The sequence below is a fragment of the Streptomyces sp. NBC_00557 genome, from assembly GCF_036345995.1.
Lineage (GTDB): Bacteria > Actinomycetota > Actinomycetes > Streptomycetales > Streptomycetaceae > Streptomyces.
This window is the reverse complement of the sequence record NZ_CP107796.1, coordinates 7,084,028-7,105,344: the sequence shown is the minus strand read 5'-3', so window position 1 is coordinate 7,105,344 and position 21,317 is coordinate 7,084,028. Positions and strand designations below refer to the sequence as shown.

The window sequence follows — 21,317 nt, the reverse complement described above, 5'->3', positions numbered from 1 at the left end:
ATGCCGGTACTGGTGATCACGGGGACGGGCACGGAGGTCGGCAAGACCGTCACGACGGCCGCCGTCGCCGCCGCCGCGCTCGCGGCCGGGCGTTCGGTGGCCGTGCTGAAGGCCGCGCAGACGGGCGTGCGGCCGGACGAGCGCGGGGACGCCGACGAGGTCGCGCGGCTCGCGGGACCGGTCACGGCCGGTGAACTGGCGCGCTACCCGGAGCCGTTGGCGCCGGGTACGGCGGCGCGGCGGGCCGGGATGGCGCCCGTGCACCCGCGCGAGGTGGCCGACCGGGCCGCCAAGCTGGCCGCCGAGCACGATCTGGTGCTGGTGGAGGGCGCGGGCGGGCTGCTGGTCCGCTTCGACGCGGCGGGCGGCACCCTGGCCGACGTGGCCGGGCTGCTCGGCGCACCGGTCCTGGTGGTGGCCCAGGCCGGTCTGGGCACGCTCAACACCACCGAGCTGACCGCCCGCGAACTGCGGCGACGGGGCCTGGAGCCGGCGGGCGTGGTCATCGGCAGCTGGCCCGACTCCCCCGACCTCGCCATGCGCTGCAACGTGACGGACCTGCCGGAGGTCGCCGCGGCTCCCCTGCTCGGCGCGATCCCCGCCGGGGCGGGCGCGCTGCCGCCGGCCGACTTCCGCCGGGCGGCGCCGACGTGGCTGGCGCCCCGGCTGGACGGAACCTGGGACGCGGAGGCGTTCCGGGACCGGATGGCGCCGTAGCCAGGAGCCGCGTTCCCGCACCCCCGGCCGGGGGTGCGGCGGCCCCGGACGGGGGACACTTCCTCTAGGCCGTCCCCCGGGAGGTTCGCCATGCGGCTGCTGTCCGGTTCCGCCAAGGTGGCTCCGAGCCCCGTCCACCACCCGCTGTTCGCCCGCTGCTACGCCCGGATCAGTGTGCGCGCCGAGACCCGGATGGGCATGGCCGGCGTGCGGGAGCGGCTGCTCGCCGGGCTGTCCGGGCGGGTGATCGAGATCGGCGCCGGCAACGGGCTGAACTTCGCCCACTATCCGGACGCGGTCGCCGAGGTCGTGGCGATCGAACCGGAGCCGCGCCTCAGGAAGTTGGCGCTGGAGTCGGCGCTGCGCACCGAGGTCCCGGTCGACGTGGTGCCGGGCGCGGCGGAGGCGCTGCCGGTCAAGAGCGAGGCCTTCGACGCGGCCGTGCTGTCCCTGGTGCTGTGCAGCGTACGGGACGTGACCCGGGCGCTGGCCGAGGTGCGGCGCGTGCTCAGACCCGGCGGTCAGGTGCGGTTCTTCGAGCACGGGCAGGGCGGCGGGACGGCGATGCGGCTGGCCCAGCGCACGCTGGACCGGACGCTGTGGCCCGTGCTGGCGGGCGGCTGCCATCTGTCCCGGCGTCCGGTGGCCGCCTTGCGCGAGGCCGGGTTCACGCTCGGGCCCCAGCGGCAGGTGATGATGCCGGAGCAGGGTCCGGCGCTGCCGTCCTCGCACTGCGTGCTCGGCGTCGCGTGGCGCCCGGACGAGCCGGACGCCCGCTGACCCGGACCACGCCGGGCCGTATCCGTCACAGGCTCCAGCGCCGCAGCTCGCGCGCGATGTCGTCCACGCCGGCCGCGCCGTCCTTCACCAGGCGGGCGAGGTCGCGCACCTGCTCGGGGCTGGTGGCCACCTTCTCGCCGCTGGCGACCAGGTAGGCGTAGGCGACCGCGGAGGCGAACAGCGCGTTGGAGCGCTCCAGCGCCGGCAGGTGGATCAGCAGTTGGAGCAGCGCGGCGGCGCGGGCGTGCGGGGTGTCGTAGACGGGCACGCCGAATATCTCGGCGCGGTGCCGGGCGACGGCGGCGACGAGTGCGCCCCAGTCGGTGACCTGCGGGTCCCCGGGGGTCTTCTGCTCGGCGAGCATGAGGAGCCAGGGGAGGTCGATGCTGAGCTCGTTCAAAGGATCAGCGGCCGTCCCCGGTACCGGTACCGCGGGTGTCGGCGAACTCCTCGGCGAACACGGACTCGTACTGCTTCATGAAGTCGGCGGCGGCCTCGACGAACGTGCGGCCGGCCTCCCCGGTGTCCCGTCTGACCAGCTCTTCGATGTACCGGTTGACGCTGATGCCGCGGGCCAGGGCGCGTTCGCGGGCCGCGCGGGCGGTGCCCTCGTCCACGCGCACGTTCAGCTGGGTCTTCGCCATGCCTCGACGCTAGCGCTCAAGCGCTAGCAAGGCAAGGGCGGCGTGTGGACCGCTGCGCCGGGCCGGCTTGTCCCTTACGCTCGCCCGGGACGGGCGGTTCCGGCGACCGGGAGGCGGTCTTGTCCACACCTGCTGCGCGGCACGCGCCGGACGGCGCCGTCGCGGCCCGCGCCCGCGGGCTGACGAAGGCGTACGGCTCCGGCGAGACGGCCGTCATGGCCCTGGACTCGGTGGACGTGGACATCGCGCGCGGCCGTTTCACCGCCGTGATGGGGCCCTCGGGGTCCGGGAAGTCCACGCTGATGCACTGTCTGGCGGGGCTCGACACGGTGTCGGCCGGCCAGGTGTGGCTGGGCGACACGGAGATCACGGGGCTGAGGGAACGGGAGCTGACCCGGCTCAGGCGCGACCGGATCGGGTTCATGTTCCAGTCGTTCAACCTGATTCCGACGCTGACGGCCGCCGAGAACATCACGCTGCCGATGGACATCGCGGGCCGCAGGCCCGACCCGCGGTGGCTGGACCAGGTGATCGACCGGCTCGGCCTGCGCGACCGCCTCTCGCACCGGCCCGCCCAGCTCTCCGGCGGCCAGCAGCAGCGGGTGGCGTGCGCGCGGGCGCTGGCCTCGCGGCCCGAGCTGATCTTCGCCGACGAGCCGACCGGGAACCTCGACTCGCGCGCGGGTCTGGAGGTGCTGGGCTTTCTGCGCGGCGCGGTGGACGATCTCGGGCAGACGGTCGTCATGGTCACCCACGACCCGGGCGCCGCCGCCCATTCCGACCTGGTGCTCTTCCTGGCCGACGGGCGGATCGTGGACGAGATGGAACGGCCGACGGCGAACGCCGTACTGGAACGCATGCGCCTCTTCACCGGGGGACACCCGCAGACCCCCGGCCCCGACACCGTCCGGGACCGGCTCGACGACGTCGGCGACGGCACCGCCCGAGAGGACTGACCGGGTGCTCAAGGCGACCCTGAGGAGCTTCCTCGCGCACAAGGGGCGGCTGGCGCTGTCCGCGCTGGCCGTGATCCTGTCCGTGGCCTTCGTCGCGGGCAGCCTGATCTTCTCCGACACCGTCACCCGCACCTTCGACCGGCTCTTCGCGTCCACCGCCGCCGATGTGACGGTCCTGCCGAAACAGCAGGATCTGACGTCGGCGCGGCTGAGCGGTTCGGTGCAGACCCTGCCGGCGGCGCTGCGGGACCGGGTGGCGATGGCCGACGGGGTCGCGGCGGCCCGCGCCGAGGTGTCGGTGCAGAACGCGGTCGTGGTCGACCGCCACAACAAGTCCGTGGGGCCGACCACCGGCGCCCCGACCATCGCGATGGCCTGGTACGCCACGCACCGCAGCCCGGTGCGGCTCACCTCGGGCCATGCGCCGCACGGCGCGGGCGAGGCGCTGCTGGACGCCGACACGGCCCGCAAGAGGCACGTCGGCATCGGCGACGCGCTGACCGTGCAGGCACAGCCCGGCACCTTCCGGGTGCGGGTCGTCGGCATCGCCACGTTCACCACCACCAACCCCGGGGCGGCCCTGGTCTTCCTGGACCCGGCGGTGGCGGGCCGCGAACTGCTCGGGTCGGCCGCGAAGGCGACCAGCATCGCGGTGGACGCGGCCAAGGGCGTGCCGGACGCGGAGCTGAAGCGGCGGGTCGCCCAGGTGGTCGGCACCGGCTCCTACGACCTGAAGACCGCGAACGAACAGGCCAAGTCGGCGGCGGCCAGCCTCGGCACGTTCCTGGACGTGATCAAGTACGTGATGCTCGGCTTCGCCGGTGTCGCACTGCTCGTCGGCGTGTTCCTCATCGTCAACACCTTCTCCATGCTGATCGCCCAGCGCACCCGGGAACTGGGCCTGCTGCGGGCGCTGGGCGCGGACCGGCGGCAGGTGCGGCGCTCGGTGCTCACCGAGGCGCTGCTGCTCGGCCTGGTGGGGTCCACGCTCGGGCTGGCCGCCGGGATCGGGCTGGCGGCGGGCCTGATCCGGCTGATGAGCGCGTTCGGGATGAACCTGAAGACCACCGAGATGGTCATCGGCTGGAGCACGCCCGTCGCGGCCTACGTCGTCGGCCTCGGCGTCACCTTCGTGGCCGCCTATCTGCCCGCCCGGCGCGCGGCTGCCGTCTCGCCGATGGCGGCGCTCACGGACGCCGAAGTCGCCGGTGTGGGCAAGCCGTTGAAGGTGCGGGCGGTCGTCGGCGGGGTGATCGGGGCGGTCGGCGCTGCGGGGCTGGCCGGGTGCGCGGCGGCCACGAGGACCGGGCAGGCGGCCGCGCTGCTCGGGGTCGGCGTGGCGCTGACGCTGATCGCGACCGTCGTCGCCGGTCCGCTGCTGGTGCGGCCGGTGATCCGGGTGCTGGGCGGCGCCTTCCCCGCCCTGTTCGGTGCGGTCGGCCTGATGAGCCAGCGCAACGCCCTGCGCAATCCGCGCCGTACGGGCGCCACCGCCGCCGCGCTGATGGTGGGGCTGGCCCTGGTCGGCGGGATGTCGGTGGCGAGCACCTCGATGTCGGCGTCGTTCGACCGGCAGATCGACAAGACGCTCGGCGCCGACTTCATCGTCCAGAACACCAACTTCCAGCCGTTCACCGGGCAGGTGCGCGACACCGTGGCCCGCACGCCCGGTGTGGGGCTCGTCGTGGCGCAGCGGCTCACCCAGGTCGCCGTACGGCTGCCGAACGGCACGCGGGTGCGGACCGCTGCCGCCGGGTACGGCCCCGGGCTCGACGACGTCGTGCACATCCCGTACACGCGGGGCGGTTCGGCGGCCGCGCTGGCGGACGGGCACCTCGCCATGGACGCCGACTTCGCCCGGGACCACGGCGTGCACGTGGGCAGTGTCCTGCCGGCCGAGTTCCCGGGCGGCCGGCACGCCGAGCTGACCGTGGCGGCGCTGACCAACCAGGACACGGCGCAGGGCTTCGGCACCGAGGGCGGCATGTTCTTCGGTCTGGGCACCCTCGCGAGGTACGCGCCGGGCGCCCAGGACTCGGCCCTGTTCGTGAACGCGGCCACCGGCACCCGGCCGCAGGACCTGCGGCCCCGGCTGGAACGCGCCCTGAAGCCGTACCCGCAGGTCGGGGTGCGCAACCAGACCGACTACAAGCAGCTGGTCCACGACCAGATCGCCGTCCTGCTGTACCTGGTGTACGCGCTGCTCGGGCTGGCGATCCTCATCGCGGTGCTCGGTGTGGTCAACACCCTCGCCCTGTCGGTGGTGGAGCGCACCCGCGAGATCGGGCTGCTGCGCGCGATCGGGCTGGGGCGGCGGCAGTTGCGCCGGATGATCCGGCTGGAGTCGGTGGTGATCGCGGTGTTCGGCGCGGTCCTGGGGCTGGCGCTGGGGCTCGTGTGGGGCGTGTGCATGCAGCAGGTGCTGGCGCTGCGCGGGCTGACCGCGCTGGCCGTCCCGTGGGGCACGATCGTCGGGGTCGTGATCGCCTCGGCGGTGGTGGGCGTGGTGGCGGCGCTGCTGCCGGCGCTGCGGGCGTCCCGGATGAACGTGCTGGCGGCGATCGCCCACGAGTGACGGCGCCCTGCCCTGATGGTGCGGCGGCGTGATGGAATCCCGGGTACCGGCTCAAGCCGCCGTCTTTCGAGGGAAGTTGGGGAGAGTTCATGGCGCGTCCGTTCCGTTTCGGGGTCAATCTGGTCACGCCCGCGCCCGCCGCCGAGTGGCGTGCGAAGTGCCGGCGCGCCGAGGAGCTGGGGTACGACGTGATCCTCGTCCCGGATCACCTGGGCACGCCCGCGCCGTTCCCGGCGCTGGTCGCGGCGGCCGAGGCGACCGAGCGGCCCCGGGTCGGCACGTTCGTGCTCAACTCCGGCTTCTGGAACCCGGCGCTGCTGGCCCGCGAGGTGGCGACCACGGACGCGCTCACCGGCGGGCGCCTCGAACTGGGGCTGGGCACCGGGTATGTGCCGGCCGAGCACGAGGCGGCCGGGCTGCCGTACGGCTCGGCACGCGAGCGGGTGGACCACCTCCGGCGCACGGTCGGCGAGCTGGACCGGCTGCTGGGCTCGCACGACCTGCCCCGGTCCGGGCCCCACTCGGCCGGGGTGACCGCCATGCCCCGGCCCGTCCAGCCCCGGGTGCCGCTGCTGATCGGCGCGAACGGCGACCGGATGCTGCGGCTGACCGCCGAGCACGCGGACATCGCGGCCTTCACCGGGGCCCGGCCGGGGTCCGTGCCGGGGACGCTGGAGCCGCTCGGCCCCGACGAGCTGGACGAGAGGGTGGCGCGCTACCGGGACCTGGCGCGGGGCCGGGCGGCAGAGGCCGAGCTGAACCTGCTGATCCAGCTGGTGGCGGTCACCGACGACCCCGAGCCCGTGCTGAAGCCGCTGCTGGAGAGGCAGTCGCGGCTGACGCTGGACGACGCGCTGGCCCTGCCCGTCATGCTGGCCGGCCCGCTTCCGGAGATCGTCGCCCGGGTGCGGGCGCAGCGCGAGCGGTACGGCTTCTCGTACCTGACCGTGCTGGAGCCGTTCATGGAGGCCTTCGCGCCGGTGATGGAGCGGCTGCGCGCGGAGTCCGCATGACGGAATTCCCGCCCTGCGGCGACCCTCTCGTGATCCGATGATCACATGACCGATCTGCGGATGCGCCACGCTCTCACCGACGATCTCGACGCCGTGCTCGCCTTCTGGAAGACGGCCGCCGAGGGCACCAGCATCAGCGACGACCGGGACGGGGTGGAGCGGCTGGCCGCCCGCGACCCCGAGGCGCTGATCCTCGCCGAGCTGGACGGCGAGCTGGTGGGCACCGTGATCGCGGGGTTCGACGGCTGGCGCTGCCATCTGTACCGGCTCGCGGTGCATCCGGGGCGGCGCCGGCAGGGCATCGCCTCGGCGCTGCTGGCGGCCGCCGAGGAGCGGTTCGCCCGGCTCGGCGGCCGGCGTGCGGACGCGATGGTGCTGGTGCGCAACGAGACCGCCCACCATGCCTGGGGCGCCGCCGGGTACGAGCCGCAGGAGCAGTGGCGACGCTGGGTGAAGCCGCTCACCGGCTGAGACACCGAGGCTTCTTTGCTCATCCTTTACCCTTGAGGGAGCACTCGGCTCTCCATGAAAGGTTGTGAGCGTCCGCCCATGGGCGACCCGCCCCGTCGGCGCCACCGCGCGCCCCGTCCCGCCTTGTCCGATCATGGGACGGGGGTGAGCCGATGACCGAAGTGCTCCTGCTTCTGGTGGCGGTCCTGCTGTCGGTCGCCTGCGGCGCCTTCGTGGCCGCCGAGTTCTCGCTGACCACGGTGGAGCGCGGCGAGCTGGAGCGGGCCGCCGAACGCGGCGAACGGGGCGCGGCGGGCGCCCTGAAAGCCGTACGGAACCTGACCTTCCAGCTCTCCGGCGCCCAGCTCGGCATCACCGTGACCAACCTGGTGGTCGGCATGCTCGCCGAGCCGTCCGTCGCCAAGCTGCTGGCCGGCCCCTTCCGTGCGATGGGCCTGTCGGGGTCCACGGCGGGTTCGGTCGCCCTGGTGCTCGGTACGGCCCTGTCGACGGTGTTCCTGATGGTCGTCGGGGAGCTGGTGCCGAAGAACTGGGCGATCTCGTCACCGCTGGCCATGGCCCGGCGGGTCGGCAACCCGCAGCGCCTGTTCAGCGCGGCCTTCCGGCCCTTCATCACCCATCTGAACAACACGGCCAACCATGTCGTGCGCCGGCTCGGCATCGAGCCCGCCGAGGAGCTGGCCTCCGCGCGCGGCCCCCAGGAGCTGGCGGCGCTCGCCCGGCACTCCGCCAAGGAAGGCGCACTGGAGCCGGACACCGCCGAGCTGTTCGTGCGCACGCTGAACCTGGCCGACCTGACGGCGGAGAACGTGATGACCCCGCGCGTCCAGGTCGTGGCCCTCGAGACGCAGGCCACCTGCGAGGACGTGGCCAACGCGACCCGGGCGACCGGGCTGAGCCGGTTCCCGGTCTACCGGGGCACCCTCGACTCGGTGGTCGGCACCGCCCACATCAAGGACGTCCTGGCCGTCCCCGCCGACCAGCGGCGCCACCGCACGGTCGGCCAGATCATGCGCGAGCCGCTGCTGGTCCCCGAGTCCCTGACCGTCGACCGGCTGCTGGACCGCCTCGGCGGCCGGCGCACCATGGCCGTCGTCATCGACGAGTACGGCGGCACGGCCGGGGTGGCGACCCTGGAGGACATCGTCGAGGAGGTCGTCGGCGAGGTGCGCGACGAGCACGACCCGCACGAGACGCCCGACCTCGCCCCCGCCGGGGCGGACGAGCGGGGCCGGGCCCTGTACTCGGCCGACGGCGCCGCCCGCACCGACCAGCTCGCGCGCGTGGGACTGCGGGTGCCCGAGGGGCCGTACGAGACGCTGGCCGGCCTGGTCGCGACCCTGCTGGGCCGGATACCGGTCACCGGTGACACGGTCGAGGTCGCGGGCTGGCGGCTGGACGTGGTGGACGCCACCGGCCGCCGGGCTGCGCGGGTGCTGCTGCACGCGCCGCTGGACGACGAGCGGCCCCACGAGACCGCGGAGGGGGCGCGATGACCGCCGTACAGCTGCTGATCGGCCTGGCGACGCTCGTCGTCAACGCCTTCTTCGTGGGCGCCGAGTTCGCGCTGATCTCGGTGCGCCGCTCCCAGGTCGAGCCGCTCGCCCAGGAGGGCGACCGGCGCGCGAAGGCCGTGCTGTGGGGCCTGGAGCACGTCTCCGCGCTGCTCGCCGCCGCCCAGCTCGGCATCACGTTGTGCACGCTGGTCCTGGGCGTGGTCGCCGAGCCGGCGATCGCGCATCTGCTGGAGCCGGTGTTCCACGCGGTCGGGGTGCCCGTGAGCGCGGGGCACGCAGTGTCCTTCGTGATCGCGCTGACGCTGGCGACCTATCTGCACATGCTGATGGGCGAGATGGTCCCGAAGAACATCGCGCTCGCCGAACCGGTGCGCAGCGCGCTGCTGCTGGGCCCGCCGCTGGTCGCGCTGTCCCGGACGCTGCGCCCGGTGATCTTCACCGTCAACGCCTTCGCGAACGGGCTGCTGAAGCTGCTCAGAGTGGAGGCGAGGGACGAGGTCTCGGCGACCTTCACGGACACCGAACTCGCCGAGATCGTCAAGGACGCGAGCCAGGCGGGGCTGATCGACGACCGGGCGCAGGAGCGGCTGCACGACGCCCTGGAGCTGGGCAGCCGGCCGGTGCGGGACGTCGTGGTGCCGCTGAAGCGGGTGGTGTACGCGCGCATGGGCGTCACTCCGGAGCAGCTGGAGCGGCTGTCGGCCGAGTCGGGCTTCTCCCGGTTCCCGGTGGTCGACGTGGGCCGGCGCATCGTGGGCTACCTGCACGTCAAGGACGCGCTGGACGCCTCGCCCCGGGACATGCCGTTCCGGCTGCGCGACATGCGGCCCATCGCACGCGTGCGGGAGGGGACCCCGCTGGACGACGTGCTCACCGCGATGCGGGGCAGCCGTACGCATCTGGCGGCGGTGCTCGGCGACGACGGCCGCCTTGCCGGCCTGGTGACCATGGAGGACGTGCTACGACAGCTGTTCGGGCAGCCCGCGCCCGGGTGACGCCGGGGCGCCCGGGCGGTTGCCGGGGGAGGGCAGGGCGTACCCGTGGGCGGGCGAGGGGACGGCCGGGCTTGCCGCTGGGCAGGCGGGACGCCGGGCGGGAGTCGGCCAGGCCGGCGGGAGTCGGCCAGGCCGGCGGGAGTCGGCCGGGCATGCCACTGGGCAGGCGGGAGGCCGGCTGGGCGAGAGGCGCCGGCCGGTCGGGGGGCGGCCGGGCATGCCGCTGGGCGGGCGGGACGCCGGCCGGTCGGGTGGGGCGGTCGGACTGCGTTCGCAGGGGCGGCCGAGGGTGGTTCAGGGGCGACCGACCGGCGGGTATGGAGCCGGGATACCATCGCTGACGCCATGCAGACGAATCCCACACCTCCCGCCCACAGCAGCCTGGTCGCGGTCGGCGACTCCTTCACCGAGGGCATGTCGGACCTGCTGCCCGACGGTTCCTACCGAGGCTGGGCCGACCTCCTCGCCGCGCGGATGGCCGCCCGCACGCCGGGGTTCCGGTACGCCAACCTGGCCGTCCGCGGCAAGCTGATCGGGCAGATCGTCGACGAGCAGGTGGACGTCGCGGCGGCGATGAACGCCGACGTGATCACACTGGTCGGCGGCCTCAACGACACCCTGCGGCCCAAGTGCGACATGGGCCGGGTCAAGGGCCTGCTGACCGAGGCCGTGGAGCGGCTGGCCCCCGCCTGCACCCAGCTGGTGCTGATGCGCAGCCCCGGCCGCCAGGGCCCGGTGCTGGAGCGGTTCCGGCCCCGCATGGAGGAGCTGTTCGCCTGCGTCGACGAACTGGCGGCCAAGCACGGCGCGGTCGTCGTCGACCTGTACGGGGCCCCCGCGCTGGGCGACCCCCGGCTGTGGGACGTGGACAGGCTGCATCTGACGGCCGAGGGACACCGCCGGGTCGCCGAGGCGGTGTGGCAGGCGCTCGGGTACGAGCCGGAGGACACCGAGTGGCATGTGCCGATGCCGGCCACGGCGCCGCCGGGCTGGGTGACGCGCCGCGTCGCGGATCTGCGCTTCGCCCGGGAGCATCTGCTGCCCTGGATAGGCAGGCGCCTGACCGGCCGCTCCTCCGGTGACGGCCGCCCTGCGAAGCGCCCGGAACTGCTGCCGTACGAGGCTCAGGCGTAGCGGGGTGACGGGGGTCTCGTAGCTTCCGCCGAACCGGGGCGTGGCGCTGGCCTGCACAAACCACCAGTAGAATCCGTACCCGTGACTTCTGCCGCGCCCGCCAAGCCCCGCATCCCCAACGTCCTCGCCGGACGCTACGCCTCCGCCGAGCTCGCCACGCTCTGGTCCCCCGAGCAGAAGGTGAGGCTGGAGCGGCAGCTCTGGCTCGCCGTGCTGCGCGCCCAGAAGGACCTCGGCATCGAGGTGCCGGACGAGGCGATCGCCGCCTACGAGCGTGTCCTCGACACGGTCGACCTGGCCTCGATCGCCGAGCGCGAGAAGGTCACCCGGCACGACGTGAAGGCGCGGATCGAGGAGTTCAACGCCCTCGCCGGGCACGAGCACGTGCACAAGGGCATGACCTCCCGCGACCTGACGGAGAACGTCGAGCAGCTGCAGATCCGGCTCTCGCTGGAGCTGATGCGCGACCGTACGGTGGCCGTGCTGGCGCGCCTCGGCAGGCTGGCCGGCGAGTACGCCGAGCTGGTCATGGCGGGCCGCTCGCACAACGTGGCCGCGCAGGCCACGACGCTGGGCAAGCGTTTCGCGACGGCCGCCGACGAACTGCTCGTCGCCTACGGCCGCCTCGAGGAGCTGCTGGGCCGCTACCCGCTGCGCGGCATCAAGGGCCCGGTGGGCACCGCGCAGGACATGCTGGACCTGCTCGGCGGCGACGCGGCGAAGCTCGCCGAGCTGGAGCGGCGCATCGCGGGGCACCTGGGCTTCTCGCAGGCCTTCACCTCGGTCGGCCAGGTCTACCCGCGCTCGCTGGACTACGAGGTCGTCACCGCGCTGGTGCAGCTGGCGGCGGCCCCCTCCTCGCTGGCCAAGACGATCCGGCTGATGGCCGGGCACGAACTGGTCACCGAGGGCTTCAAGCCGGGCCAGGTCGGTTCCTCGGCGATGCCGCACAAGATGAACACCCGCTCCTGCGAGCGCGTCAACGGCCTGATGGTGATCCTGCGCGGTTACGCGTCGATGACCGGCGAGCTGGCCGGCGACCAGTGGAACGAGGGCGACGTGTCCTGCTCGGTGGTGCGCCGGGTGGCGCTCCCGGACGCCTTCTTCGCCCTGGACGGCCTGCTGGAGACCTTCCTCACCGTGCTGGACGAGTTCGGCGCCTTCCCGGCCGTCGTCGCCCGCGAACTGGACCGCTACCTGCCGTTCCTGGCCACCACCAAGGTCCTCATGGGCGCGGTGCGGGCCGGTGTGGGCCGCGAGGTCGCGCACGAGGCGATCAAGGAGAACGCCGTCGCCACCGCGCTCGCGATGCGCGAGCAGGGCGCCGAGCGCAACGACCTGCTCGACAAGCTCGCCGCCGACGAGCGCCTGCCCCTGGACCGCGACCGGCTGGCGGCGCTGATGGCCGACAAGCTGTCCTTCACCGGTGCGGCGGCCGACCAGGTCGGCGTGGTCGTCGGCCGGATCGAGGAGATCGTCAAGCAGCGCCCGGAGGCCGCCGGGTACACCCCCGGAGCGATCCTCTGACCCGCCTGACGAAAGCGGATCTGGAGGCCGCCCGCGACCGTCTCGTCCCGGACGTGGTCGCGGACGGCCTCCGCGTGCTGTTCTGCGGGATAAACCCGGGTCTGATGACGGCCGCGACCGGCCACCACTTCGCCCGCCCGGGCAACCGCTTCTGGCCGGTGCTGCACCTGTCCGGTTTCACCCCGAGACTGCTGAAACCGGCCGAGCAGCGGGAGTTGCTGTCGTACGGGCTGGGCATCACGAACGTCGTGGCACGGGCGACCGCGCGGGCCGACGAGCTGACCGCCGAGGAGTACCTCGAGGGCGGGCGGCTGCTGACCGAGAAGGTGACGCGGCTGAAGCCGGGCTGGCTGGCCGTGGTCGGGGTGACCGCGTACCGTGCCGCGTTCGGCGACCGCGGCGCGCGGGTGGGGCCGCAGGAGCGGACGATCGGGGACAGCCGGGTGTGGGTGCTGCCCAACCCCAGCGGCCTGAACGCGCACTGGACGGCGGCGGCGATGGCCGAGGAGTTCGCCCGGCTGCGCGAGGCCGCGCAGGCGTAGCGGTCACGGCGGGTCCACGGCCGTGACCACCGCCAGCAGCTGGAACGGCAGCTCGTCGTCCCACTGGGACACGCCCAGCGCGACCCAGCGGCCCGTCGGCGCCTGCCACAGGTGCACATCGGGCACCTGCGAGGCGAGCGTGGCCCACGGCTCGCCGATGTCCTCCCCTTCCATGGCCCGCTCGAAGGTGCTGGACAGGCTGAGCACGTCGGCCGGTCCCCATCGCTCGGCGAGCCGCTCCCCGAGAGCGTCCCGCTCCGCCTCGTACTGCTCCTCCGCCAGCTCCCGCTCGGTGCCGTCGTCCTCGTGGAAGTCGCCGCTGGTCTGTAACTCGGCTATCAGGTACCCGGGCCCGCCCGTGCCGACGTCCGTCCTGCCGTGCTCCGCCGGGAACGCCCGGTCGCACAGCAGGTCGATCACGGCAAGGTGTTTCGCGATGTCCATGCGATCCAGTAAACCGGCCGCCACTGACAATTGGCGGGGCGTCAGCGGGCGAGGCCGGAGCGAGCCGCGGTGCGCCGTCCCGGCCGTTCGCGGCCCGCACTCGCCGGGTGTGCGCCGGGCCGAGTACGATCCGCCCAACACGCCCGCGAGCTGGAAGGACGGACGGTGGCGCAGCTGACCGGCGGCGATCCCTCGCTGCTGCGAAGGATCAATTCCGCGGTGGTGCTGCGCGCGCTGCGTGCCGCGGACTGCGCGACACTCACCGAGATCACCCGGGTGACCGGACTGTCCCGGCCGACCGTCGAGGGTGTCGTCGAAGGGCTCATCGAGGGCGGGCTCGTCGTGGAGACGGCGGCCGACGAGGGCGCCGCACGCCGGCAGGGGCGGCCCGCGCGCCGGTTCCGGTTCCGGGCCGAGGCGGGGCATCTGCTGGGCCTGGAGATCGGGCCGCACCGGGTCGCCGCGCTCCTGTCCGACCTGGACGGACGGGTGCTGGGCGCGCAGGCCAAGGAGGTCGGCGAGACGGCCCCGGCGGACGAGCGGCTCGACCGGCTGCGCGGCGCGGTCGCGGAACTGCTGCGCCGGGCCGGGGTCGCGCGCAGCTCGCTGCGGGCCGTGGGCGTGGGCACGCCGGGGATCGTGGAGGCCGACGGCACGGTGCGGCTGAGCACGGCGCTGCCGCAGTGGACGGGCCTGAGGCTGGGCGAAAGGCTCAGCCGCTCCTTCAAGTGCCCGGTGCTGGTGGAGAACGACGCCAACGCGGCGGCCGTCGCCGAGCACTGGAAGGGCGCGGCGACCGGGTCGGACGACGTGGTGTTCGTCCTGGCCGGGCTGAGCCCGGGCGCGGGCTCGCTGATCGGCGGGCGGCTGCACCGCGGCTACGGCGGGGCGGCCGGGGAGATCGGCGCGCTGCATCTGCTGGGGCGGGAGGCGACTCCGGAGACACTGCTGTCCACCACCGACGAGCCGCTGCACCCGCTGGACGAGCAGGCGGTCGCGGAGGTGTTCGCGCTGGCCCGGGAGGGCGACCAGCGGGCGCGGGCGGCCGTGGACCGGTTCATCCAGCGGCTGGTGCACGACGTGGCCGCGCTGGTGCTCGCCCTCGATCCCGAGCTGGTCGTGATCGGCGGCTGGGCCGCCGGCCTGGACGGCGTCCTGGAACCGCTGCGCCGCGAACTGGCCCGCTACTGCCTGCGTCCGCCCCAGGTGACCCTGTCCCTGCTGGGCGAGGCGGTGGTGGCCACCGGGGCGCTGCGCCTGGCCCTGGACCATGTGGAGGAGCAGTTGTTCGCGGTGGACGGCACGGTGACGAGGCGCTAGCCCCCGCGGTGCCAGATATGGTCGTTCCGTGGCCGGGGGGGTTCGTGGTGGCTGGTCGCGCCGCGCTCCGGGGCCGCCCATGCGATGCGGCCCCGCGCTCCTGGGGGCGTCCCGATCCGGTGCGCAAAAGGCGCCGCGGATGCGGGGATCCGCGCCCCGGGTGGGCCCGCCTCGGACCGGCTGCCCGGCCCGGCGTTCGGTGGCCGCCGGTGGTCAGGAAGCCCGGCGTTCCGGGTCGTGGTGTATCTCCACGTCCGGCGTGTCGCCGAAGGTCAGCCGGCAGGTGTCGGCGCGGTAGGTCGCGACGGACAGGGCGGCGGTGCGGCCCGCGGCGAAGAAGCGGGTGGTGACGACGAGGACGGGCGAGCCGGGGAGCCGGTCGAGGTCCTTGGCGTCGTCGGCGCGGGCGGAGCCCAGTTCGACGGCGCGGTCCTGGCCCTCCAGCGTCAGGTGCTGCAGTTCGCGCAGCACCGCACGCGCGCGTGCCGGGCCGGAGGGGGCGTCGATCGCGGTCAGGTCCGGCACCGACGCCGCCGGGATGTAGAGCAGTTCGGTGGCGACCCGCTGGCCGTGGGACATACGGGAGCGGCGCACGGTGTGGACGGGCTCGTCCGCGCCGGTCTCCAGGGCCGCGGCGACGGCGGCGGGCGGCACCTCCTCGTCGCAGTCGACGGGCTGCCAGGCGTCCGTGGCGGAGCCCGGCCAGACGTGCCGCTCGGTGCCGACGGCCACGCCCACGCGCGGCGGCGCCACGGTCGTACCGACGCCGCGGCGGCGCTGCAGCCGGCCTTCCAGCTCGAGCTGTTCGAGGGCCTGGCGGAGCGTGGCGCGGGCCACGCCGAAGCGCGCCGCGAGCTCCCGCTCGTTGGGCAGGATCTCGCCGACCGAGAACTCGGAGTCGAGTGCCTCGCTGAGCACGGTCCTGAGATGCCAGTACTTCGGTTCCGGCACCGATTCCAGCTGCGTGGTCCCCACCCTGTCCTCCGCAAGAGCCGTGGTCCGGCGGTTTTTAGCGCCCTTGTTTATTAAAGGTTGTTGCACTTCTCTGCGACCATAGGGCGGCCCGCACCCTTGGTCAAGACCAATCCTCGATCCCCCGGGCACCGCACAGGGGGCCTGCCGCGCAGCGTTCACGAGGCGTTCGCAGACGGCGGCCCGGGCTGTCACGGCAGAGGCCCGGCCCGCCCGACACGCGCCGGCGTCCTGCCGGAATCGGCCCGTCCCGCGGCGGTCCCGGACCACAATGACCGCGGACCGCCGGAGGCCGGCGGCCGGTGGCCTGGAGGTGGCCGATGCGGTACGCGGTGCTGGGCACGGGCGAGGTGGGCCGCACGCTGGGCGGCAGGCTCGTGGAGCTGGGCCACGAGGTCACCCTCGGTTCGCGCGTCAAGGACAACCCGGTGGCACTGGAGTGGGCCACGGCCGCCGCGGAGCGCTCCCGCGCGGGCACCTTCGCGGAGGCGGCGGCCTCGGCCGAGGTGGTCGTCAACGCGGTGGGCGGCCGGGTCGCGCTCGACGCCCTGCGGGCGGCCGGCGCGGAGAACCTCGACGGCAAGATCCTGGTGGACGTCTCCAATCCCCTGGCGTTCGACGACGGCCAGCCGCGCCTCGACCCGGTCGAGTCGGACAGTGTCGGCGAGCGGATCCAGCACGCCTTCCGCACGCGCGCGTGGTGAAGACGATGAACACGGTCAACTGTCAGGTGATGGTGGATCCGGGCCGGGTGCCGGGCGCGCACCACCTGTTCGTGTGCGGGGACGACGCCGGCGCCAAGGAGCAGGTGACCGGCCTGCTCGGGGAGTTCGGCTGGCCCGCGGAACGAGTGCTGGACCTGGGCGGGATCCAGGCCTCGCGGGCGACGGAGATGTACCTGCCGCTGTGGCTCACCCTGATGCGGCAGTTCGGGACCTCGGACTTCAACATCGAGGTGCGCCGGGCGGACTGACGGCCACGAGGCGCGCGACGCGCTCCCGCCAGGGGCTACCGGTCGGTAGCAATTGCTGACAAGCTGTCTACGGCGTCCGTCGGCACCCAGACGAGGAGCTTTCCCATGTCCGCCACCGTCTCCTTCAAGGTCCCCACTCCGCGCGGCCCGGAGAGCGTGACCGTGTCCTACGCGCGCGTAGGACACGGCGAGCCGCTGGTCCTGCTGCACGGCATCGGCCATCACCGCCAGGCCTGGGACCCGGTCGTGGACATCCTCGCGACCGAGCGCGACGTGATCGCCGTCGACCTGCCGGGCTTCGGCGCGTCCCCGGCCCTGCCGGACGGCCTCGCCTACGACCTGCCCACCACCAACACGGTGCTCGGCGGCCTCTTCGAGGCGCTGGAGCTGGACCGGCCGCATGCCGCGGGCAACTCGCTGGGCGGCCTGCTCGCCCTGGAGCTGGGCCGGGAGAAGCTCGTACGGTCCGTCACGGCCCTGTCCCCCGCCGGGTTCTGGACGGAGGCCGAACGCCGGTACGCCTTCGCGGTGCTGCTCGCGATGCGCGGCATCGCCCAGCGGCTCCCGCTGCCGCTGGTGGAACGGCTGTCGCGCACGGCGGCCGGCCGCACCGCGCTGACGAGCACCATCTACGCCCGTCCCGCGCGCCGCGCCCCGGAGGCGGTCGTCGCCGAGACCCTCGCACTGGTGGGCGCCACCGGTTTCGAGGCGACGCTGCGGGCGGGCACCACCGTGCGGTTCACCGACGAGCTGGCGGGTCTGCCGGTCACGGTGGCCTGGGGCACCCGCGACCGAATCCTCGTACGCCGCCAGGGCGTGCGCGCCAAGCAGATGATCCCGCACGCCCGCCTGGTGCGGCTGCCCGGCTGCGGCCACTGCCCGATGAACGACGACCCGGCACTGGTCGCGCGGGTCATCCTCGACGGCAGCCGCTGACCGGCCCGCCTCCGGCGGCACGGGCGCGGACCGGCGGAGGGAGCCGCGGTCGGCCGGTGACGCCGTGCGGTCCCGTTCGGCCGGACGCGGCGGGCCACCGCGTGGTCGGGGCGGTGACCTGCGCGGTGGCGGGTTGCGGTGGCGTCCCGGGCCGTGCCCTCAAGGCCCGTTGTTCACTTCGGGTTTGCGTGCGCGCCGCAGCGTCCCAGTAGGTGTGGCCGTGCACACTGGCCGGATCCCGCTCCTGGAGGCGCAGCCATGTCAGACCGTCCGTTCCCCGGCCGCCGCAGCGTTCTGCGCGGCTCCCTCGCCGCGTCGGCGGCCCTCACCCTGCCCGTCGGCCTCGGCGCGGCCCCGGCGTTCGCCCGCTCGGGGCGCCCCCAGGCGAGCTGGGGCGTGCAGGCGGGCGACGTGACCACCGACTCCGGCCTGGTGTGGGTGCGTGCGGACCGGCCGGCCCGGATGGTCGTGGAGACCTCGGCCACCGAGTCGTTCCGCAACCCGCGCAGATGGCAGGGTCCGCTGCTGGGCTCCGGCACGGACTTCACCGGCACCACCCGGCTGCACGGCCTGCCGCCGGGCGAGCAGATCCACTACCGGGTGCTGCTCGCCGACCCGGACGATCCCCGCCGCACCGGCGAGCCGGTGACCGGCACCTTCCGCACGGCGCCCGTCCGGCGCCGCCAGGGCGTGCGGTTCGTGTGGTCCGGCGACCTGGCCGGGCAGGGCTGGGGCATCAACGAGTCCATCGGCGGCTACCGCATCTTCGACGCGATGGCGAAGACCGACCCGGACTTCTTCCTGTGCAGCGGTGACAACATCTACGCCGACGGCCCGATCGCGGCGACCGCGGCCCTGCCCGACGGCAGCGTCTACCGGAACGTCACCACCGAGGAGAAGTCGCACGTCGCGATCACCCTCGACGACTACCGGGGCAACTTCCGCTACAACCTGCTGGACTCGGCGCTGCGCCGGTTCAACGCCCAGGTGCCGAACATCATCCAGTGGGACGACCACGAGGTCCGCAACAACTGGTATCCGGGCGAGGTCATCGGCGCCGGCACGCCCTACCCGGCCGGGACGCGGCTCGACGACCTGGCGCTGCGTTCCCGGCGGGCGTTCTCCGAGTACTTCCCGGTCTCCACCATCAGCGAGCGCCCGGACGGCCGGATCTACCGGGTCGTCCACCACGGCCCGCTGCTCGACGTGTTCGTGCTCGACATGCGCACCTACCGCAACGCGAACTCCCCCGACAACCAGACCACGGACCCGGTGGGCATCCTCGGCCGCGAGCAACTGGAGTGGCTCAAGCGCGAGCTGGCGAAGTCCCGTGCGGTGTGGAAGGTGATCGCCAGCGACATGCCGCTCGGCCTCGTCGTGCCCGATCCGGTGGAGGGCAAGCCGAACTTCGAGGCGGTCGCGCAGGGCGACCCGGGCGCCCCGCTCGGCCGCGAACTGCAGATCGCCGAGCTGCTGCGGTTCATCAAGCACCGCCGCATCACCGGCACGGTGTGGCTGACGGCCGACGTGCACCACACCTCCGCCCAGCACTACGACCCGTCGCGGGCCGCGTTCAAGGACTTCGAGCCGTTCTGGGAGTTCGTCTCCGGCCCGCTGAACGCCGGCGCCTTCCCGGCCAGCGCGCTGGACGGCACGTTCGGTCCGGACCGCGTGTTCGTCAAGGCGCCCACCGCCTCCAACGTCTCGCCGGCCGAGGGCTACCAGTTCTTCGGCGAGGTCGACATCGACGGGGACAGCGGCGAACTGACGGTACGGCTGCGGGAGTACGACGGCACGGTGCTGTTCACGCAGACGCTCCAGCCGGGCCGGGTCGGCCAGTAGCGCGGGCGGGGCCGGCCGCCGGTCCCGTACGCTTCACCCGTGCCGCGCGCCGGCGTCATCCCACGGGGCGCGGCACGGTCAACTCCCCTGTCTCGCGGCCTTCTTCGCAGGTCAGGTCGATTGTCAGTGGTCGCCTCTACGGTTTTCGTATGACGCGATCACGGGAAGACGACAACGCCACGATCTGGAGCCGGGCGATCCGAGGCCAGGCGACGGTGAAAAACTGGACAAAGGGCACGGAGCATGCTTTACCCATCGGTCACAAAGCGTTCGTGATCACGCAACACGCTTCCTTCACAGTGGCTGCATGACTGCAGAGATGTCTGATGTGACCCGGGCGAAGCACGGACGCCCCGTACACCACTGGCGGCGCGACCTCGTGGAGCTCGCCGCACTCTTCACGGCGGTCGCGGTCGCCGACGCGGTGGCGAACCTGATCGGGCACGGCCCCGACGGTCCCGCCCTGCTGGTGATCTCGGCGCTGGCGCTGGTCGCGACGGCCGGCTTCCACCTGTGGTGGGCACGGCGCCACGGCCACGCACCGCCAGCCGGTGATACCGGCGCCCGGCCTGCCGCCGAGACGCGGCCGGCCGGGACCGCCGGGCAGCCGGGCGACGGCTCGGACGAGGTGCCCGGGACCGGTGCGCTGTGGCGGATGCGGACGACGGTGAAGGACGAGCCGGGCTCGCTGGCGGCGCTGTGCACGGCGCTGGCCGAGCGGCGCGTGGACATCCTGAGCCTGCAGACGCACCCGCTCGCCGAGGGCGCCGTGGACGAGTTCCTGCTGCGGGCGCCGGGGGCGCTGCCGGCGGCGGAGATCACCCGTGCGGTCGCGCAGGCCGGCGGCGCGTCCACCTGGATCGAGCGGGCCGACGCCCACGACCTGGTCGACGCCCCCACCCGGATCCTCGGGCTGGCCGCCCGCACCGCGCTGGACGCCGCAGAACTGCCCCTGGCACTGCGCCAGTTGCTCGGCCGGTGCACCATCCGCTCGCTGCCCGGCAGGCCGGCCGGCGGAGGCCTCGGACCCGAGCCGGTGCCGGCCGAGGGCGTGCTGGAGGACACCGTGATGCGGCTGCGGGCGCCGGAGGGCGGAGTGATCACCGTCGAGCGGCCGTACCTGCCGTTCACGCCGACCGAGTTCGCGCGGGCCCGGGCGCTGGTCGAGCTGGACGACCGGCTCGGCCCGAGGATCCCGCGCGGCAAGGACGTGCTCACGCTGCCGGAGGGCAACGACATCACCGTCCGCCGGGCCGACACCGCGGACCTGGCCGCCGCCAGGGCGATGCACGAGCGCTGCTCACCGCGCACCCTCAGCCTGCGGTACCACGGCCCGGTGGGCGACGCGGACCGCTATCTGAACCATCTGCTCAGCCCGCGCTTCGGCCGGACGCTGGCCGTGCAGACCCGGTCCGGCCGCATCGTCGGACTCGGGCATCTGCTGTGGGACGGCGACGAGACCGAGGTGGCGCTGCTGATCGAGGACGAGTGGCAGCAGCGCGGCATCGGCGGCGAACTGCTCGGCCGGCTGGTGGCGATGGCCGTGGAGGCCGGCTGCGAGAGCGTGTACGCCGTGACCCAGGCGTCCAACACCGGCATGGTCGCCGCGATGCGCGGCCTCGGGCTGCCCCTCGACTACCAGATAGAGGAGGGCACCCTGGTCATCACCGCCCGTCTGGACCCGGCGCAGACCCCCGTCGGCGCCGCGTACACCCCCGCCCTGCGCCACGTCGGCAACCCCGCGCACCGCGACTGACCGACGGCCGGGCGCAGGGCGATCGGCCCCCGCGCCCGGCGGGGGCCGAGCCTCGCGCTCTTTCAGACGCCCGCACCAGGACTCCGCCGCGACGGCGCTCAGCCACGACGGCGGAGTCCGGCGGTGCCCAACTCGCCGTCCTCGCCACAGGCGCCCCCACCACCGGCACCCACCACCGGCCGCCGGTCCTCGGCGCACCGCCT

At 73.9% G+C, this 21,317-nt stretch carries 19 protein-coding genes and 1 pseudogene; 16 read left to right on the top strand and 4 right to left on the bottom strand.

Annotated features, from left to right (window positions below; genetic code table 11):
• Positions 1–717, top strand: coding sequence for a dethiobiotin synthase (bioD, locus tag OG956_RS31375; protein WP_330341378.1), 717 nt, complete (start codon positions 1–3; stop codon positions 715–717).
• 90 nt (positions 718–807) lie between these two features.
• A complete protein-coding gene (locus OG956_RS31370; protein ID WP_330341377.1) occupies positions 808–1,497 on the top strand; it encodes a class I SAM-dependent methyltransferase in 690 nt (229 codons plus the stop codon).
• A 25-nt stretch (positions 1,498–1,522) separates the two neighbouring features.
• On the opposite strand, the gene OG956_RS31365 is transcribed toward OG956_RS31370, so the two are convergent.
• Together OG956_RS31365 and OG956_RS31360 are read right to left on the bottom strand one after the other, a co-directional pair.
• On the bottom strand, positions 1,523–1,897 hold the full coding sequence (locus tag OG956_RS31365) for a fic family toxin-antitoxin system, toxin component (protein ID WP_330341376.1): 375 nt from the start codon (positions 1,895–1,897) through the stop codon (positions 1,523–1,525).
• Between the two features lie 4 nt (positions 1,898–1,901).
• On the bottom strand, positions 1,902–2,141 hold the full coding sequence (locus OG956_RS31360) for a toxin-antitoxin system HicB family antitoxin (protein ID WP_330341375.1): 240 nt from the start codon (positions 2,139–2,141) through the stop codon (positions 1,902–1,904).
• A gap of 119 nt (positions 2,142–2,260) precedes the next feature.
• Between OG956_RS31360 and OG956_RS31355 the strand changes: the two genes are divergently transcribed.
• The 9 genes from OG956_RS31355 (at position 2,261) to mug (ending at position 12,871) form a co-directional block, all read left to right on the top strand.
• Positions 2,261–3,097: an ABC transporter ATP-binding protein gene (locus OG956_RS31355; protein ID WP_330341374.1), complete on the top strand. Its 837-nt coding sequence runs from the start codon at positions 2,261–2,263 to the stop codon at positions 3,095–3,097.
• A 4-nt stretch (positions 3,098–3,101) separates the two neighbouring features.
• Positions 3,102–5,672 carry an ABC transporter permease gene (locus OG956_RS31350; protein WP_330341373.1) on the top strand — a complete coding sequence of 857 codons (2,571 nt, stop codon included), beginning with the start codon at positions 3,102–3,104 and terminating at the stop codon, positions 5,670–5,672.
• Positions 5,673–5,761: 89 nt separating this feature from the next.
• Positions 5,762–6,685: an LLM class F420-dependent oxidoreductase gene (locus OG956_RS31345; RefSeq protein WP_330341372.1), complete on the top strand. Its 924-nt coding sequence runs from the start codon at positions 5,762–5,764 to the stop codon at positions 6,683–6,685.
• A 45-nt stretch (positions 6,686–6,730) separates the two neighbouring features.
• A complete protein-coding gene (locus tag OG956_RS31340) occupies positions 6,731–7,156 on the top strand; it encodes a GNAT family N-acetyltransferase (protein WP_330341371.1) in 426 nt (141 codons plus the stop codon).
• 152 nt (positions 7,157–7,308) lie between these two features.
• On the top strand, positions 7,309–8,652 hold the full coding sequence (locus OG956_RS31335) for a hemolysin family protein (RefSeq protein WP_330341370.1): 1,344 nt from the start codon (positions 7,309–7,311) through the stop codon (positions 8,650–8,652).
• On the top strand, positions 8,649–9,668 hold the full coding sequence (locus tag OG956_RS31330; RefSeq protein WP_330341369.1) for a hemolysin family protein: 1,020 nt from the start codon (positions 8,649–8,651) through the stop codon (positions 9,666–9,668). The genes OG956_RS31335 and OG956_RS31330 overlap by 4 nt, the downstream gene beginning before the upstream one ends.
• A gap of 345 nt (positions 9,669–10,013) precedes the next feature.
• The gene (locus OG956_RS31325) at positions 10,014–10,802 is read left to right on the top strand and encodes an SGNH/GDSL hydrolase family protein (protein ID WP_330341368.1); all 789 of its coding nucleotides are present in this window, start codon (positions 10,014–10,016) and stop codon (positions 10,800–10,802) included.
• Positions 10,803–10,883: 81 nt separating this feature from the next.
• The gene (purB, locus tag OG956_RS31320; protein WP_330341367.1) at positions 10,884–12,329 is read left to right on the top strand and encodes an adenylosuccinate lyase; all 1,446 of its coding nucleotides are present in this window, start codon (positions 10,884–10,886) and stop codon (positions 12,327–12,329) included.
• Positions 12,326–12,871 (top strand): G/U mismatch-specific DNA glycosylase, encoded by a 546-nt coding sequence (gene mug / locus OG956_RS31315; protein WP_330342992.1) that lies wholly within the window; start codon positions 12,326–12,328, stop codon positions 12,869–12,871. Before purB ends, mug begins: the two co-directional genes overlap by 4 nt.
• A gap of 3 nt (positions 12,872–12,874) precedes the next feature.
• On the opposite strand, the gene OG956_RS31310 is transcribed toward mug, so the two are convergent.
• The gene (locus OG956_RS31310; protein WP_330341366.1) at positions 12,875–13,315 is read right to left on the bottom strand and encodes a hypothetical protein; all 441 of its coding nucleotides are present in this window, start codon (positions 13,313–13,315) and stop codon (positions 12,875–12,877) included.
• Between the two features lie 165 nt (positions 13,316–13,480).
• Between OG956_RS31310 and OG956_RS31305 the strand changes: the two genes are divergently transcribed.
• Positions 13,481–14,635, top strand: coding sequence for an ROK family transcriptional regulator (locus OG956_RS31305; RefSeq protein ID WP_330341365.1), 1,155 nt, complete (start codon positions 13,481–13,483; stop codon positions 14,633–14,635).
• 213 nt (positions 14,636–14,848) lie between these two features.
• On the opposite strand, the gene OG956_RS31300 is transcribed toward OG956_RS31305, so the two are convergent.
• Positions 14,849–15,610 carry a GntR family transcriptional regulator gene (locus tag OG956_RS31300; RefSeq protein WP_330341364.1) on the bottom strand — a complete coding sequence of 254 codons (762 nt, stop codon included), beginning with the start codon at positions 15,608–15,610 and terminating at the stop codon, positions 14,849–14,851.
• A gap of 317 nt (positions 15,611–15,927) precedes the next feature.
• Between OG956_RS31300 and OG956_RS31295 the strand changes: the two are divergent.
• The 4 genes and pseudogenes from OG956_RS31295 (at position 15,928) to OG956_RS31280 (ending at position 21,114) form a co-directional block, all read left to right on the top strand.
• Positions 15,928–16,580, top strand: a pseudogene (locus OG956_RS31295) (NADPH-dependent F420 reductase).
• A gap of 105 nt (positions 16,581–16,685) precedes the next feature.
• The gene (locus OG956_RS31290) at positions 16,686–17,516 is read left to right on the top strand and encodes an alpha/beta fold hydrolase (RefSeq protein WP_330341363.1); all 831 of its coding nucleotides are present in this window, start codon (positions 16,686–16,688) and stop codon (positions 17,514–17,516) included.
• Positions 17,517–17,774: 258 nt separating this feature from the next.
• Positions 17,775–19,358 carry an alkaline phosphatase D family protein gene (locus tag OG956_RS31285; protein WP_330341362.1) on the top strand — a complete coding sequence of 528 codons (1,584 nt, stop codon included), beginning with the start codon at positions 17,775–17,777 and terminating at the stop codon, positions 19,356–19,358.
• A gap of 307 nt (positions 19,359–19,665) precedes the next feature.
• On the top strand, positions 19,666–21,114 hold the full coding sequence (locus tag OG956_RS31280; RefSeq protein ID WP_330341361.1) for a GNAT family N-acetyltransferase: 1,449 nt from the start codon (positions 19,666–19,668) through the stop codon (positions 21,112–21,114).
• Positions 21,115–21,317: the final 203 nt, after the last annotated feature.